This is a genomic window from Stratiformator vulcanicus (assembly GCF_007744515.1).
GTDB lineage: Bacteria > Planctomycetota > Planctomycetia > Planctomycetales > Planctomycetaceae > Stratiformator > Stratiformator vulcanicus.
The window spans coordinates 4,654,049-4,670,358 of the sequence record NZ_CP036268.1 but is presented as its reverse complement, the minus strand read 5'-3'; the positions used below and the strand labels follow the sequence as shown (position 1 = coordinate 4,670,358).

The following is a 16,310-nucleotide window of genomic DNA, read 5'->3' as shown; positions in this document are numbered from 1 at the left end:
GGCTGTGATGTCCGACGTTTGGCAACGAATGTGCGTTTGGTCTAACGCGACCGATATTAGCTCTCTTCGTCGCGATCCTTTCGACGTGTCGCGGGGTTTTGAACGGCCTCGCTCGCGCGTCGGGCTGCCTTGCGAGCCGATCGATCCGGTCGCCGATAGCCCGACGCGCCAGCGAGGCCGTGAAGTCTGACGTTTGGCACCGGACGTGCCTTTGGTCAATGCGACAGTTATCAGCTCTCTTCGTCGCGATCCTTTCGACGTGTCGCGGGGTTTTGAACGGCCTCGCTCGCGCGTCGGGCTATCGTGCGAAGCGTCGGCCTGCGGCGTTGACTTGAGCGGTCACCGCAACAAGCCGCGCACGAAGTAAGCGGATCGGAATGCAGCGTGAATATCCGCTTACTTCGTGCGCGGCTTGTAGGTGGGGCGTACACGTTTTCGCTGCGGACGGTTGCCGTCGTGCGGATTGCATGACAATGTCGCGTGTTGCGAGACACGACACATTTTGGCGATGGACCGATGGCGAATCCGACGATTGACGAAATCCGCACCGCAGCCGAGAACGGCGGACCCGAAGAAGCGGTCGCCCGACTCGTTTCGCATCTGCGCCAGTCGGGCGAATACGACCGGCTGTTCGATGCCCTGCTGCTTCGCAAACGGTTCGAACTCGGGCTTCCGACGGCACGTCCGACGGCGCTCGATGACGTCGAGGGCGGGCCGCGCGATGAATTTGAGAAAGCTTACGTCGAGGCCGCGCGCGAAGTCGGGCAATTGCACCTCGACGCCGGTGCGATTAAGTCGGCGTGGCCCTACTTCAAAACGATCCGCGAGTTCGACCCGGTTCACGACGCGCTCGAGCGGCTCGACCCGGCTAAGGTCGATTACGAAGAGGTCGAAGAACTGGTCGGCATCGCGTTGTACGAGGCGGTTCATCCGGCCAAAGGGGTTGAGCTGATGCTCGCCACGCACGGTACCTGCAACGCGGTCACGGCCTCCGATCAGGCATTCGGGCAGCTCAATGACGAAGACCGTGCCGGGGTTGCCAAGCTGCTCGTGCGGCAATTGCATGGTGAGGTTTCAACCGCGGTTCGGGCGGAAATTGAATCAAAGGAGGGACGGCCTCCTGAGGGACGCCTCTCAGATTGGTTCGCCGAGCGTGGCTGGTTATTCGAGAACGCCAACTATCACACCGATGTGTCGCATCTGAACGCATCGGTCCGATTCGCGCAGGTGTTGGAGCCCGACGTCGAAGAGTTCGCGATGGTCCGGGAATTGGTCGAATACGGCCGTCACCTCGCGCCGCAACTGCAGTACGCCGGCGAGCCTCCGTTTCAGGATTTCTACAACGCTTACGCGGCGTATTACGGGGCGATTGCCGATGAAGACCGGGCATCCGGGGTGCAATACTTTCGTGATCGGCTGGATGAGGAACCGGACGAGCCGGATAAGCCGGGGCTGGCGTTCGTGCTCGTCGATCTGTTGATGCGATGCGGCGAATACGATCAGGCGCTCGCCGCGGCCCGGCCTTGGCTCGAAGGCATCGAGCAGCCGAGCGGTTTCTCGTTTGCCGAGGTCTGCCGAAAGGCGGGGAGATTCGACGTGCTGCGAGAAGTGGCGGAGAAGAATGGCGATGCGATCCGATATGTCGCGGCGATCTGCGATGGCCGGACCGATGATTAAGGTGGCCGTATCGCGATGATTGAAACGCTTCCTGGCGGTCGCGGCTAAACGTTTTGCCTCTCACCACTCACCTCGAAATGTCTTATCGTTCCGCGAATGCGGCTGCTTATGATCGTCTTGTGCGATCGGGGAGTGCGTTCGCAAAGGTGGCGACCGATGAGCAATGTGCGAACCCGCTGGCGACGCTCGATTCTCGGGGTTGGCTGCCGAAGTCGGTCGAAGGTCTTGAGGTGCTGTGCCTGGCGGCGGGAGGAGGTTGGCAGTCGATTCTTTATGCCTCAGCCGGGGCTCGCGTCACCGTCGTCGACATCAGCGACGAAATGCTGGCACTCGATCGGCGCGAAGCCGCTCGGCGGGGCCTTGCTGTCACCGCAATTCCACTCTCAATGGATGACCTGTCGTCTCTCGAGGACAGCCGGTTCGATATCGTGCACCAACCGGTCAGTACCTGCTACGTGCCCGATGTTGAGCCGGTGTATTCCGAGGTCGCGCGGGTGACGAAACCGGACGGGCTTTATATCAGTCAGCACAAGACGCCGACCTCACTGCAGGTGACGCACCGGACGCCGCAGGGGCAGCACGTCCTCGGTCTCGAATACTATCGCGAGACCGCACTGCCCCAGACGGAAGACACATCGTACCGCGAGACGGGTGCGACGGAGTTTTTGCATCGCTGGGACCAGATTGTGGGCGGGCTGTGCCGGGCGGGCTTTGTACTCGAAGATCTGCGTGAGCCGATCAGAGCGGAACGCCGGGCTCCGGTCGGATCAATGGGACATCGCGGGCGGTTTGTCGCCCCTTACGTGCGGCTCAAAGCCCGACGGGTCGCGATGCAGGAGAAGAGCGACGGCGAGCGGCGATTGTGGACGCCGTGATAAGAAGGCGGAGTGCGGGTTTCTTTGTGCTGGCGTTGCAAAATGGGGGCGATGCAAAGCGCGAGCGACCTCAACCCTGCGGGGGCGACACGCACCCCGGCACCCGGCGTGGGCTTCGCGCCGAGCGATTCGCAATCCGAATACAACACGGTCCGTTGCATCAGTCGTGCGGAGTGGAAGCGATGCAAAGCGCGAGCGACCTCAACCCTGCGGGGGCGACACGCACCCCGGCACCCGGCGTGGGCGCCGCACCGGGCGATTCGCGATCTGAATACAACACACGGTCCGTTGCATCAGTCTTGTGAAGTGGATGCGATGCAAGCAGCGGGCGGACTTTGCCCTGCGGGGGCGACACGCACCCCGGCACGCAAGCGATATGCACCCTGGCAAGCTAGGAGGGCCCTCTCAATTTTGCCTAATCATTAGAATCGATTGAATCGATTCAACCGGTTTGCCTGTTCGGACGATGCTAATTCTATGGCGGAAAGTTTCGTGCGGGAACGCATCTTGACCGGTTTGGTCAAAGGTGCGAAAACCCGCTCCGGCTTCGCCGCCCTCAAATGAAACAGATTCGGAGGATGGAATCCTCCAGCCGTATATTCGGCAATTTTCGGCAACGCAAAGGAGTGCCCACGCCGTGATTCGATTCACCCGACTCGCCGTTATCGCCGCGATTTTCGCCGGCTTCACATTCGCCCAGACCGAAGCGTTCGCTCAGAACAAATCGACACGCATCGGCTTGGTCGACATGGCGAAGGTCTTTGAAAACTACCAACGCTTCAAAGACGAACGCGAAGCTCTGAAAGACGAGCTCAAAAAACGCGAAACTGAAATCAAGGCCTTGGCCGAGCAGATCAAAGCCGCCGGCGAAGAGTTGAAGAACTCTCCCTACGGCAAAGATTCGCCGCAGTACGCCGCTCAGGAAAAGAAGGTCATCGAACTGAACGGTCTGATCAAGTCGAAGCAGGCCACGATTCAACGCGAATTTCTTCGCCGCGAATCGACGATGTATAAAGACATCTATGTCGAAGTCACGCAGATGGTCGGCGCCGCCGCCGAGCATTATGGCTACACAATGGTGATTCGCTTCAAGGCTGAAGACGTCGCCGCCCAGGACGATCCGCAGAAGCTGATCCAGAACATGAGCCAGTTGGTCATCTACCACCAAGAGACCGACGACATCACTCAACGCGTGATTGAAGTGCTCAACAAGCGATACCGACCGGTCGCCGGTCGATAAGTCAATCGGTCGCTGATGGCGACTGCTGAGATTCCAGAGTGGGTCTGGTAAATGACCGGCAGCGTGGCGGACCGTCCGCCCCTGCCGGTCTTTTTTCTGCCCGCTACTGAGTTTGAAGCTCGCTCGGCATCGCACTTCTGCATGAGGCGAACGGCAGTCAAAAGGTCGATTCACTCATCCGATCGTGTCCTGCATCCCATCGAAATTGAGGTCGCCTTGAATATCCCGTTCCCGCGTTCGCAGCGGACGATCGGCCGACCCGTTACGGTTAACGGTTTCGGCTTCTTCACCAACGCCGCCGTGACATTGACGCTGAACCCGGCCCCCGAAAACTACGGGCGGAAGTTCGTCCGGGTCGATTTGGACGGTGCTCCCGAGATTCGGGCCGAGATCGATTTCGCCGTCGAACGGCATCGGCGGACCGTCTTGAAACGGGGGGAAGCCGAAGTCGAACTGACCGAACATGTGCTCGCCGCGCTCGCCGGGATGGCGATCGACAACTGTCGGATCGAACTCGACGCGTGCGAAGCCCCGGGCTGCGATGGCTCCGCCCGACCGTTTGTGGACGCCATTCTTTCGGCGGAAATCGTCGAACAGGCGGCGCCGGTTCGCATCGTCCGACCGATGCGGAGTACCGGTGCGTTCTATTCGGACGGGTCGCGACTGACGATCGATCGCGCCGAACCTCATGAGTTCACGATTCGATACGAACTCGACTACGGAGCGGCGTCGACCGTGCCAACTCAGACGTCGGAATACGAAATTACGCCCGACGTCTTCGCCGAGCAGATCGCGCCCGCCCGCACGTTCATCGACGCGGCGGAAATCGAAGGTCTCAAGAAACTAGGCTACGGTCAGCACGTGACCGCCGAAGACTTACTTGTTCTCGGCGAGAACGGCCCGATCGACAACGAATTACGATTTCCCGACGAATGCGCGCGTCACAAAATTCTCGACTGCGTCGGCGACTTCGCCCTCATCGGTTGCGACATCTCCGGTCGTGTCACCGCGCAGCGCAGCGGACATGCGTTGAATCGGCAACTGGTCCGGCAACTCAGAACGTGTGCAGCGTCGGGCGAACTGATTGACCAGTCACGCGCCGCGTAGGCGTCGGCAAAAATTCCGTCAAATTGGAATTGAGTGATTCGCGGCAACTTAATATCCGACGACATTGCACCCCGATCGACCGACTTCGAAAGCGAACGAACAACTCAACACTCGGCGGGCGTGAATTGCTCCACGTCGCTTAGCCGATCGAAACACCGATGTGCCAGGGAGGGCCTTCGCCGTGCCAAGCGACATACATCCGCTTTCCGCTATCGATCCGAACGCGACGATCGCGGACGACGTCCGGATCGGTCCGTTTTGCGTCGTCGGTCCCCAGGTCACGCTCGGTCCCGGCTGCGTGCTCGACAGCCATGTCGCCATGACCGGTCGGGTAACGGTCGGCTCGAACAATCGCTTCTGGCCGAACGTCGTCGTTGGCGGAGAACCCCAGGATAAAGGTTGGACCGATGCCGACACCTCGGTCGAGATCGGTACCGATAATCAATTCCGCGAAGGCGTCACCGTCCATCGCGGAGCCGAAAAAGAAGACGGCGTGACCCGCATCGGCAACCGAAATCTGCTGATGTCGAACGCCCATGTCGCGCACAACTGCCATGTGTTCGACGACACGATCCTCGTCAACGGCGTGCTGCTCGGCGGCCACGTTCACGTCCACGACGGCGCGATCATCTCCGGCAACTCGGTCGTCCATCACTTTTCGACGATCGGGACGCTCGCCTTCGTTAGCGGCGGCTGCCGGGTTCCGCACGACATCCCGCCCTACCTGCTCGCCGCGGGAAGCGACAATCCGGAGATCAAAACGCTCAACATCGTCGGGATGCGACGGCGCGGCATCTCCGAACCGACGATCCGGCTCGTCAAGAAAGCATTCAAACTGCTGTACCGCGAGCACAAGAAGATCGACGTCGTGCGGCAGACGCTGCAGGACGAACTCGACGGTGTGATGCCGATCGAATTAATGACGATGCTCGACTTCGTCGAACGTCAACGAGAAGGCAAAATGGGCCGGGGTCGCGAAGCCGTACGCAGTGCGAAACCGGCTGCGGAATCATCAAGTCGCCAGGCTGCCTGAGGAACGCTCGCCGACGCAGCCGGGCCGGTATTGAAAATTAGTTCAACAAAATATGGGCCGGGCGACCGGTCACGCTTCGGGAGACGGACATGGCGGACGGCGCAACTGTTAAATTGGAAGGCGAACCGCTCAACGTGGCGGTGATCGGTGTCGGTGCTCTCGGTCGGCATCACGCCCGCATTTTGTCGGGAATAAAAGGCGTCAATCTCGTCGCCGTCGCCGATGCCAATGCCCAGCAGGCGAAGAAGATCGCCGATCTGGCGCCTTGCGGCTGGACGACCGACTATCGTGAGTTGGTCGGCCGCGTTGATGCCGTTGTGATCGCCACACCCACGTTCGCGCACCGCTCTGTCGGGACGGAATTCCTCAGTCGCAAAATCCCGACCTTGATCGAGAAGCCGCTTGCTTCGCAACTCGAGGACGCTCGCGTTTTGTGTGAGGTGGCCGATACGCACAACACCGTTTTGCAGGTCGGGCATGTCGAGCGATTCAACCCCGCTTATCAAACCGTCCAGCAACACGCCGGAGATGTAAAATATCTCAAGGCCGAACGCTTCAGCCCGTTCGCGTTTCGCTCGACCGACATCGGCGTCGTGCATGACCTGATGATCCATGACATCGACCTCACGCTCGGTCTTGTCGACGCGGACGTCGCCAGTGTTGAAGCTTTCGGAGTGAGTATTCTGGGCAGCCATGAAGACGCCGTTCAGGCTCGCATCAAATTCGAGAACGGCTGCATCGCCGACTTGTCGGTCAACCGCGTGAACCCGTCACCGAGCCGGGCGATTCAAACGTGGTCGCCGCAGGCGTGTGTTGCCGCCGATTTGACCAGTCGCGATGTGACGGTCTTCCGTCCGTCAGAAGCGTTGCTCGCCGGGAACGGACCACTCGCGAAGGCGCGACGTCCGGGAGCGGATATCGATCAATTGAAAGCCGATCTCTTCGGTATCGACCTTGGTGTCGAGACACCCGAGGTGAGCGGAGCCGACGCCTTAACGGCTGAACTCGCGGCGTTCGTCGATTGTGCCCGCACCGGGACACGACCGATCGTCAGCGGAACCGAAGCGACGAAGGCCCTCGCGATTGCCGACCGAGTTTTGCAGGAAGTCGCCGCCCATCAGTGGGACGGCCGCGCCAACGGAGCCGTCGGCCCCCTCGCTTGGTTCAACGCCCCGGCAACACCCGTCCGCAAAGCGGCGTAGTTTAGTTGACTCAACTTCGCATATCATCCACCAATAGCCCGACGCGCGAGCGAGGGATTTTTTGGCAGGGCAACCTGCGCGTATCGGACTTAAAAGAGCGAAATCCCTTGCTTGCGCTGCGCGCTTGTGTGTGGGCGCCTTAGAACTCGCCGAGTGGTTCGCCGTCCATGCGGATGCAGAGCTGCTTCATAACGAGTTCGTAATCGATGTTCTCGCCGATGAAGCGCGCCGAACCGTCCGCGAGCAGGAAGACCGCACCACCGGTGTGAAACGAATTGAACGGCAGATTGTTTTTCCACGCATGATCCGCCCCGGCGAGCGTCGTTCGCGATTCATTGATCGGGTAGCGCTGGCAGGTTGTTCCGGTCTGCCAGGTTGAGCCGGTCGAATTTGTGCAGTTGCTGACCGTTTCGAGGTCTCTGGCTCCGGCCCATCCGCCGTAATAAGCGCTGCGGCGATCAGTGTTATCCATCAGTCCCGATTGCTCCCCGATAATGAGCGTGTTGCTCGTACCGTCGGTGCAGTCGCGGATCGCGAACGACTCGTTGAACGTGAGTAGTCCTGAGTTGCAGCTCCAACCCTGACCGCAATCGGCGAAGGTGTTGGCAGAGATGTCGAACGGGTAGTGCGGCGGCAGGTGGCTGGTCGGCGAAGCCCCTTGAATGCCGACGTACTGATGGTTCATCACCTGGTTGGGGTTTCTTCCTTCCAGATCAGAGGCGATCGGAGCCGCGCTCGATGGGCAGCGGTAAACGTCGACCACCAACCCTTCGAGTACCTCATTCCCGTTGCTGAGCGCGTCGGCTGCCAGATTGCCGTCGAAATCGAGCTGGTCGTACAGCGGCTCCTGATCGACAAACGGCAGCAGGCTGCCCCGCCAATTGAACCAGTCTTTGCGATTGTCGAAATCGGTCGGGCCGCGAGAACCGATGGGGAATTGCCAGTGGACGTCGTGATAGTTGGCCAGCGCGATTCCCATTTGCTTGAGATTCGAACGGCAACTGGCCAGTCGGGCTGCTTCACGGGCCTGTTGAACAGCCGGCAGCAACACGGCGATCAATATCGCGATGATCGCGATCACCACGAGCAGTTCAATTAGTGTGAAACCACGTAAGCGATGCATTCGAATAATGGGCAAGGGTCAATGGTGTGCGTTCTCACACAAGGTCAGTTTCGCGTGACGCAATTGCAAGAGTTTTTCAAGCCATTTGGGCCGGAACACGGGGATGTGCCCGGTCGCACGGCGCGTTCGGCTCTGGTAAGGTGCCGTCGTCTTCAGTCCGGAAATGGAACCGGAAGCGAGGGAACGTTCGGGCCCCTCGGCAGTGAAGTCTTATCCTTCAGGAACAGGCGACATGAGTGCGGAGTATCAGGCGAAGGTTGATGAGGCGGTGCGGTCAGGCGACCTGACGGAGGCCTCTGGTAAAAATATCGCTCGCTGGCTGAGCGAATCCTATCTGGAGCCGTATCGGGACAAGCTCACTTCGCTGATTGACGCCGGCGATTGGAAGCGGCTCGACATCCTGTTTTACGAGACGATCCCGTTCGGCACCGGCGGACGCCGCGGACTGATGTCCGACATCGGCAGCGCGACCATTAACGACCGCACGATTGCCGAATCGGCCGACGGCCTCGCCGCCTATCTGAAAACGCAAAAGCCGGAAGGGCCCCGCTCGGCGGTTGTCGCCTGTGACACGCGAAATCGCTCCTTCGAATTCGCGCAGCTCACCGCGACGACCTTCGCCGCACATGGGATGAAGGTCTTCTTCTTCGAGTCGCACCGTTCGACTCCCGAGCTCTCTTTCGCAGTTCGGCACCTCGGCTGCGACGTCGGAGTCATGGTCTCCGCCTCGCACAATCCGCCCAGCGACAACGGCTTCAAGGCCTATTGGACATCCGGCGGGCAGGTCCTGCCGCCGCACGACAAGGGGATCATCGATCACGTCTACAGGGCCGAAGATATCCCGACGCGGAATTTCGATCAGGCCGTCGCCGAGCAGGCGATCGAGGTCGTGGGTCCGCAGATCGACTCGGCTTATCTCGACGCTGCCGCGGAGCTGAGCCTGTCGGAAGCGCGAGATGTGTCGATTCTCTTCTCACCGCTGCACGGCGTGGGTGAGTCGAACGTCGCCGGTGTCCTCAAGCGGACCGGCTTTCGGCAATTGGAGATATTCGAACCGCAACGCGAGCCGCACGGCGACTTCCCCAACGTGGCCGATCACTTTCCGAACCCCGAGCGGACGGTCGTATTCGACCCGGCGATCGAGCGGGCGAAGGAGTCGGGCGCAGACGTCATTATGGCGAGCGATCCCGACGCCGACAGGCTCGGCATCGTGGTGCCCGAAGATTCCGGGGCGGTCCATCTGACCGGCAACCGTGTCGGTGCGTTGATCGTGGACTACGTCCTCGGCAAACGGACGGAGAAGGGCGATCTGACTCCGGAGCACTACGTCGTCGAAACGATGGTCACGACACCGCTGATCGGCGCGATCGCGAAGTCGTACAACGTCGGCCTGATCGACGACCTGCTCGTCGGCTTCAAGTACATCGGCCAGGCGATGGACCAGAATGGCCCCGACAAATTCGTCTTCGGTGCCGAAGAGTCGCTCGGCTATCTCGCCGGCGAGTACGCCCGCGACAAAGACGCCGCCGTCGCCGGTCTATACGTGGCCGAACTGGGGGCAGAACTCAAAGAGAAGGGCAAGACGCTGCTCGATCGGCTCGACGAGCTGTTCATCGCGCACGGCTATCATAATGAGGGTCAGCGCTCCGAGGTCTGCCCGGGGCCGGCGGGGCGAGAGCAGATCAAAGGACTGATCAAAGCCCTTCGCGCCAAGCCGCCCGAGGAATTGGCCGGGGTCACGCTCGCGTCGGTTCGCGACTACGGAACGCACGAGGTTCGCAGCCTGCCGGGTAACGCGAAATCGGGCGACCTTCCAGAACCGCAAGGCGAGTTGTTGTTCTTCGAATCGGCTCCCGGTGAAATCGAAGTGAAGATCGCGGCCCGACCGTCGGGGACGGAACCGAAGATCAAGTTCTACTTCTTCGTCAAAGCCGATGTGCCCGACGGAAACTCACTCGCCGCGGTGCAGGCAGCCGCCGATGCGAAGATGACCGAAGTGCAGGATGCTCTGAGTGCGTGGGTGAAATCGACCGTCGGTCAGATGGAAAGCTGAGCATTGAAATTGCTCCCCTGGCTTCGCTTGATGCGGCTCCCGGCCGTCTTTTCGGCGATGTCGAATATCGCCGCGGGCTACGCGTTGGCCGGCGGAGACCTCTCGACATCGACGAAGCTTTTATGGCTCGGCTGCGCCGTGCTGGCCTCGGTCGGGCTCTATTTGTCGGGCATGATTTGGAACGACGTGTTCGATCGGGCCGCCGACGAATTCGAACGTCCCGAGCGCCCGATTCCCTCCGGGGCGATTTCGCCCAAGGCCGCGGGGCGGTTGGCGAGTGCGTTGATGCTCGCCGGAATTCTATTTGCCGCAGCGCTCGGGATGGGCGGGGTGATCATCGCGCTGCTGATCGCCGGGGCCGTGTTCGCTTATGACGGGCTGCTCAAGGAAACTTTTGTGGGACCGGGGGCGATGGGCCTGTGCCGGCTGTTGAACGTTCTACTTGGGGCCGCCGCCGTCGGGATGGGAACAACGGGCGACGTCTTGCCGATGCATCTGATGCCGGCAATCATTTATGCGGCCGTTATGGGGGTCTACATTGGCGGCGTCACATGGTTTGCCCGGACTGAATCGCAACAGAGTGGACGGATCGAATTGATCGGGGCGGCGATCATCATTAACGGGGCGATCCTGCTATTCGCCGCGGCACTCGGCGGAGCGTTCTCAGCCGAGTGGTTTCCCGACGTCGGTCCGGTTCGGGCCCTGATCTGCTACGCCGCACTGGCGTTTTCGCTGAATATGCGGATCGGTCGCGCGGTGAAGGAACCGACCCCGCGCCATGTTCAGACGGCCGTACGCGTATTGCTGCTCACGGTGATCGTACTCGATGCCGCAGCCGTCTACGCCGCTTCTGGGAATGTCGTCGCTGCCGGGATCACCGCGGCGCTGATCGTTCCGACCGTTGCCCTGGCCCGCCGAATGGCCGTCACGTAAGACGATTGCAGCACTACAAGCAGCGCACAACGTAGCCGAAGTGCCGCTCGGGTTTTTTGGGGGAGGCACAAGCCGCGCACGAAGTAAGCGGATCACCCCATTTGCCGCTGAGTCATCCCTCAGTCACATCGGCGGCTGAAAGCCCATGACCTGATAGCGAGCCAACTCGCCGGGGTCGGCCATCTTGATGGCTTGAACTGCTTCGTAGGAGACAATGACTTTCCGGGCGCCCTGCGTGTCAGGTTTGTCTCGTTGCAGCAAAACGATGCCACCTGAGACGAGAAAATCGACGAACGGGATTTGCTCGCCGAACGCCGTCACGCACAATCCCTGACGCGGGATGCTTTCGGGCCAGCTTTCAAACAATGACCGCCACGAATCGGCAGCAACCATCGCAGACATTCTTTGGCTCCGAACGACGGGGCAAGAAAAAACCCGCGGGGCTCACAAGGCCGCGCGGGAAATTGAAAGTGACCCCAAGGGGATTCGAACCCCTGTTCTCGGACTGAAAATCCGATGTCCTGGACCTGACTAGACGATGGGGCCGTCAGTACGGCGTAGATTAGAGAAACTCGCCGCGGCGTCAAGCGAAGCACTCAGCGAGAATCGGCTTTCGACAGATCGAAACTTGACCGATTATCTCACGAGGCGGAACGTTCTTCGGCATTTCGTTCGGCCTGGATCGCATCGAAAATCTCTTTTCGATGGACGGGGACCTCGCGCGGCGCCTCGATTCCGAGTCGCACCTTATCGCCGCGGATTTCCACGATCGTAATCACGATCCGGTCGTCGACGACGACAGACTCATTTTTTTTTCGAGACAGCACCAACATCGGATCACTGCTCCCGTGATCCCGCGAAACCCTTTGGGAAGTCGGTACGTACTCCCCACACACCCGTGAGTCTAACTGCGAATGATGGGCCGTCAAGTGGCGGAAATGCGAAAATATCTCGCCGCGGCTGCGTAAAGACAGCCGCGGCAAGCACAATTCGCTTTGCCGCACGCGAAACGCTATCGGATTTTGCGGAGTCGTCGACTCCCGAATCTCCGTTAGAGCATCTCTTTGAGACCCTTGAGGGGTCGCACTTTGATGACGTCGGTCGCAGGCTTGGCGGAAATCTTGACTTCCTCGCCGGTCTGCGGGTTTCGTCCCATGCGGGCCTTGGTGGCCTTTTTGTGATGGACGTAGATTTTCATCATCCCCGGCATGTTGAACACGCGGGGGCCTTTTTTGCTCAGGTTTTCCTCAATGAGTTGTGTCAACTCGTCGAAGACCGTGCCGATATCCTTTTTCGAGAATCCGGTGCGCTCGGCAAGCGTGGTGTAAATCTCCGTCTTTGACATCGGCTTTTTGGCGACGGTCTTCTTGGCCATCTGAAGCTCCTTAATCAGGCTGCACGACCGTGCCGGACGTCGTTATCCGGCCGGGAAGGTGGTAGTTAAAGCTCCACCCGAAACTTTGTCAACGAACGCAACGCCGAATTTCCAGCGTTTTTTGTGGTCAAAGGCCGGTCGCGCCGTTCCCGACCCGCGTGGGGAGGTCGCGCGATCCGCTTCGGGATTCCTCGACGGTGGACGCCGAACCGCCAAGCCACCAAGATGAAGCCGATCAATTCTGCGACGTCTTCGCCGGTTGATTGACCCATTCGGGTGAAAGGATCAACCGGTCGCTTGCGCAGCGATTTCAAAGGGAAGTTCTGTTCCCGGCTGATAAGTCACTTCAAGGAATGCATTGACGGCACGATGCCCTGTCGGTGCGACTTGCCATTTCAACCGTCGATATCGACCGGAGAGTCTGATGGCCGCGCTTGTGATTCGATTCGGTAAGCACCAAGGCAAGAAACTCACACTGCCGGACGGCGAAGTGTTTATCGGTCGGGGCGAAGAATGCCAGATTCGGTTTCCGTCTCCCGATCTGAGCCGGAAGCACTGCAAACTGGTCTGTCGCAACGACGAAATTTCAGTGAGCGATCTCGACAGCGGCAACGGCACTCGCATCAATGACGAGAAGGTCGCGGAGAATACGCCGTTGAATCCGGGTGACCTGCTACAGGTCGGCCCTTTGGTTTTCCAAATGCCCGAACGGACGCCGGCCAAAGAGGCCGAACCACGGACGGCCTTGGCAACCGATGACTTGGAGTCACTGTCGAATGCGTCCTCCATCGGCGACACGACGATCGTCAGCGGTCCTCAGGCGGCCCAATTGAGGGAGGACGCCGCGGCGAATGCGGCGCAATCGGGGGCTGATCCTGTTCCCGCCGAAGGGGGGCCCGTTGAAGTGAGTGACGATCCGTTCGTCGCGAAGGCGTCGGAGATCATTCAGTCTTATCGTCGTGAGCAGGCCCGAAACTAATGCGGATCATTGCGGGGCGCTTCAAACGCCGCACGCTCGCGGCGGTATCGGGCTCAGGCACTCGGCCGATCACGGATCGTGCCAAAGAGCGATTGTTTGCCAAGCTGCTGGGCCACTTCGACGGTGCCCGTGTCCTCGACGTTTTCTCGGGCACCGGCACGCTCGGGCTTGAGGCGCTCAGCCGCGGCGCGGTCTCGTCGGTCTTTATTGAGAAGGATCGCGCTGCGTTCGAACTGCTTCAATCCAATATCGCGAAGCTAGGAATCGAGGACGCGGCGTTCGCTTGGCGGGCCGACGCGATGCGCTGCTCTTATCGGCCGAAGGGGAAAGAGTCGTATTTGCCGTATGATGTGATCTTTTTCGATCCGCCGTTCAAAGACGCCGCCGACCTGGCCCCGGGCGGAAAGTTCCTCCGCAGCCTGAAGCAGCTCGGGCGTGATGACGTTTCTTCAAGCGATGCAATCTTGATCGTGCGGTTGCCGGCGCGGCGGGAGATGGCGGCGTCGGACATCTGGCGTCCCGATTGGTCACTCGACATGGGAGCGATGTCGATCCGTGTGCACGTGAAACAGGCCGCTTCCGCGCAAGAATCTGAGTCGATCGATGCGCCGCTGGATGCACAGCCGGAATAGCTCCCCGCCTTTCGTGGCCGGTTGCATCGCACCGCACGTGGCGGGATGATGCCGGGTCAGTCAACTATCGACATTTCACACGGTTTCAATTCCAACCGTTCGACTTCCTTTCGATTCGGGCGTCTTCGATGGCGATCAAAATTCGGTGCGACGAATGCGGCGCGGCGCTCAAACTTCCCGATGCCGCACGTGGCAAAGCGATCAAGTGCCCTAAGTGCAGCCAGCGTATTCGCGTCGGCGGACAGGCCGCGGCTACGGCATCACAAAGCGGACGCGGCGCAAGTGGCGGTGCGAGTCGAAAACGCCGACGACCGCGTTCGGAAGAGCCGCACGACTCCGAAGAGTTTCTCGCCGGGATGGACCTCTCCAGAGCGGAGGACCACGAAACGCGCGTGTGCGCGAAGTGCGGCGCGGTTGTCGATGAGGAGGAGATCGAGTGCCCGAAGTGCGGTGCCGATCCCGATACCGGGGGCGCCGGAAAAACTCAGCGGTTGCGGGCCCAGCGCGGCGGCTACGAGCCGGAGGTCTACTACCGCAACGCGTTCTCCGATGCGCTGCAATTCGTGCAGAAGAACCCTTTTCTGCCGGTCAAAGCCTCACTGACCTATTTGATTTTCGGCACCATCGCATTTTGCTGCGCGTTGATGGTCGTGTGGTGCGTGGCGACGCCGTTGAAATTGTTCTGGGGGTTCTTCGGTCTGGTCGCGTTCCTGATTCCGCCGGGCTGGTCCTGGGGAATGCAGATCATCGTTGATCAGCAGACGATCGCGAAAAAGGTCAAACTGAAGAAGCCCCGCGTCGACATGTTTCAGGCGGCATCGAACGGCGTGATCCTTTACGCGTGGTCGTTCGTCGTGGCATTGCCGATCGCCGTTTTGGGTTACGGCCTCGGTCTCATCATGTTCATGTTCGGCGAGACTGATGTCGCATTGATCGGCTTCTGCACGGCCGGGGCCGCTCAATTGGCGGCCGCCTTCTTCGCGTGGCCGGCCGGTTTGGCGCACATGTCGATGCCCCAAGCGTTCCCGGGATGGTTGCCGCTGAAGCTCTATCCGGCGATTCTGCGCCTGTTCGGTCCGCACCTGTATTGTCTAGGGTTGTCGGCGCTCGCACTGGCGCCGGGCGTCGGACTGTTCGCGGGAGCGGCCGCGTTCTCTTACCCGAGTCTTTCGCAGCTCGTGGCCGACTTCGAGCACAACGCCGAAATCATCCGCCGCAAGCGTGGCGAGGCCTCCTCGGACGATTCGAATTCCAACGCCGCCCCGGCAGCCGCCGGAGATAACGAGCCGCGCGAAATTTCGCTGACGCCTTTAATCATCCCCGCCGCCGTGGTCGTCCCCTTCGCATTTTTGTTCGGCTACGGATCAATCTTCGCGACGCGGCTCTGCGGCTATTACGCCAAGCAGTTCAAGAAGCAACTCGATCTGCAGGCGATGGAAAAGGAGGTCAAATATGTCGCGAAGGAGCAGAAAGATCCGAATGCGCCCGAAGAAAACCAGTTGGAAACCTGGCCGGGCGTGCTGGCGGCCAGCGGCGTGATGCTGATGATCGGCATCGCCTTCGGTCTGGTCGGCTCGGTCTTCAAAGACGACATCTCGTTTGTGATGGGCATCGGACTGGGGATGTTTTGGATCTATCGCATCGAGCAGTTGTTCTATCTGACGCCGATGTGGATTCGAATGGGGTGGAACGTGCATCCCGGTTGGGGAATCGGGCTGGGCCTGGCGCAGTTGCCATGGGCGATTCTTGCATTCTCTGCCGGTTGGATGCCGCTTGCGTTTTTGATCGGCATTCCCTTCGGAGTGATTTCGCTGATCGTCACCACGATTTTTGTGGTCATCAAATGGGATGAGGCGAAATACCTGTTCGTCCTCAACGCGCTCGGCGTCCTGATTTTGACTGCCGGCTTAACGATTGCGATCACCACGGGGATTGTCGAAGTGTTCGGTGAACTTGAGCAGGCGGCTGCGGAAGCTGAGGCCGAAATTGATAGCGGTGCCGAACCTGGTGTGATTCCGCCGGGCGTTGATCCGAACGTGCCGGTCGACGACGCAGCGGACGGCGCGACGCCGTAACGTTTC

The 16,310-nt window shown here is 60.2% G+C and carries 15 protein-coding genes and 1 tRNA gene; 11 read left to right on the top strand and 5 right to left on the bottom strand.

Annotation, left to right across the window (positions count from 1 at the left end; genetic code table 11):
- The first annotated feature begins 516 nt into the window (after positions 1-516).
- The 6 genes from Pan189_RS18635 to Pan189_RS18610 all read left to right on the top strand — a co-directional run bounded on the left by Pan189_RS18635 (position 517) and on the right by Pan189_RS18610 (position 7,134).
- The gene (locus Pan189_RS18635) at positions 517-1,677 is read left to right on the top strand and encodes a hypothetical protein (RefSeq protein WP_145365588.1); all 1,161 of its coding nucleotides are present in this window, start codon (positions 517-519) and stop codon (positions 1,675-1,677) included.
- A 77-nt stretch (positions 1,678-1,754) separates the two neighbouring features.
- Positions 1,755-2,552 carry a class I SAM-dependent methyltransferase gene (locus Pan189_RS18630; RefSeq protein ID WP_145365587.1) on the top strand — a complete coding sequence of 266 codons (798 nt, stop codon included), beginning with the start codon at positions 1,755-1,757 and terminating at the stop codon, positions 2,550-2,552.
- 637 nt (positions 2,553-3,189) lie between these two features.
- A complete protein-coding gene (locus Pan189_RS18625; RefSeq protein WP_310820775.1) occupies positions 3,190-3,792 on the top strand; it encodes an OmpH/Skp family outer membrane protein in 603 nt (200 codons plus the stop codon).
- Positions 3,793-3,843: 51 nt separating this feature from the next.
- Positions 3,844-4,899: a UDP-3-O-acyl-N-acetylglucosamine deacetylase gene (locus Pan189_RS18620; RefSeq protein WP_145365585.1), complete on the top strand. Its 1,056-nt coding sequence runs from the start codon at positions 3,844-3,846 to the stop codon at positions 4,897-4,899.
- 181 nt (positions 4,900-5,080) lie between these two features.
- Positions 5,081-5,932, top strand: a complete 852-nt coding sequence (lpxA, locus tag Pan189_RS18615) for an acyl-ACP--UDP-N-acetylglucosamine O-acyltransferase (protein WP_145365584.1) — start codon at positions 5,081-5,083, stop codon at positions 5,930-5,932.
- 89 nt (positions 5,933-6,021) lie between these two features.
- Entirely contained in the window at positions 6,022-7,134 is a 1,113-nt protein-coding gene (locus Pan189_RS18610; RefSeq protein WP_145365583.1) for a Gfo/Idh/MocA family protein, read from the top strand.
- Between the two features lie 139 nt (positions 7,135-7,273).
- On the opposite strand, the gene Pan189_RS18605 is transcribed toward Pan189_RS18610, so the two are convergent.
- Entirely contained in the window at positions 7,274-8,257 is a 984-nt protein-coding gene (locus Pan189_RS18605) for a DUF1559 domain-containing protein (protein ID WP_145365582.1), read from the bottom strand.
- Positions 8,258-8,489: 232 nt separating this feature from the next.
- Between Pan189_RS18605 and Pan189_RS18600 the strand changes: the two genes are divergently transcribed.
- A complete protein-coding gene (locus tag Pan189_RS18600; RefSeq protein ID WP_145365581.1) occupies positions 8,490-10,310 on the top strand; it encodes a phospho-sugar mutase in 1,821 nt (606 codons plus the stop codon).
- A 3-nt stretch (positions 10,311-10,313) separates the two neighbouring features.
- The gene (locus tag Pan189_RS18595; protein WP_145365580.1) at positions 10,314-11,243 is read left to right on the top strand and encodes a UbiA family prenyltransferase; all 930 of its coding nucleotides are present in this window, start codon (positions 10,314-10,316) and stop codon (positions 11,241-11,243) included.
- Between the two features lie 123 nt (positions 11,244-11,366).
- Here Pan189_RS18595 and Pan189_RS18590 read toward each other — a convergent pair whose 3' ends face one another.
- The 4 genes from Pan189_RS18590 to Pan189_RS18575 all read right to left on the bottom strand — a co-directional run bounded on the left by Pan189_RS18590 (position 11,367) and on the right by Pan189_RS18575 (position 12,618).
- A complete protein-coding gene (locus Pan189_RS18590) occupies positions 11,367-11,645 on the bottom strand; it encodes a hypothetical protein (protein WP_310820773.1) in 279 nt (92 codons plus the stop codon).
- A 69-nt stretch (positions 11,646-11,714) separates the two neighbouring features.
- Positions 11,715-11,789 (bottom strand) — tRNA-Glu (locus Pan189_RS18585).
- Positions 11,790-11,884: 95 nt separating this feature from the next.
- Entirely contained in the window at positions 11,885-12,076 is a 192-nt protein-coding gene (gene csrA, locus Pan189_RS18580) for a carbon storage regulator CsrA (RefSeq protein WP_145365579.1), read from the bottom strand.
- A gap of 218 nt (positions 12,077-12,294) precedes the next feature.
- Positions 12,295-12,618 (bottom strand): HU family DNA-binding protein, encoded by a 324-nt coding sequence (locus Pan189_RS18575; RefSeq protein WP_145365578.1) that lies wholly within the window; start codon positions 12,616-12,618, stop codon positions 12,295-12,297.
- Between the two features lie 424 nt (positions 12,619-13,042).
- Between Pan189_RS18575 and Pan189_RS18570 the strand changes: the two genes are divergently transcribed.
- The 3 genes from Pan189_RS18570 (at position 13,043) to Pan189_RS18560 (ending at position 16,304) form a co-directional block, all read left to right on the top strand.
- Positions 13,043-13,597, top strand: coding sequence for an FHA domain-containing protein (locus Pan189_RS18570; protein ID WP_145365577.1), 555 nt, complete (start codon positions 13,043-13,045; stop codon positions 13,595-13,597).
- Complete coding sequence (rsmD, locus tag Pan189_RS18565) at positions 13,597-14,229, top strand: 16S rRNA (guanine(966)-N(2))-methyltransferase RsmD (protein ID WP_145365576.1); 633 nt, start codon at positions 13,597-13,599, stop codon at positions 14,227-14,229. The genes Pan189_RS18570 and rsmD overlap by 1 nt, the downstream gene beginning before the upstream one ends.
- A 128-nt stretch (positions 14,230-14,357) precedes the next feature.
- Positions 14,358-16,304, top strand: coding sequence for a hypothetical protein (locus Pan189_RS18560; RefSeq protein ID WP_145365575.1), 1,947 nt, complete (start codon positions 14,358-14,360; stop codon positions 16,302-16,304).
- Positions 16,305-16,310: the final 6 nt, after the last annotated feature.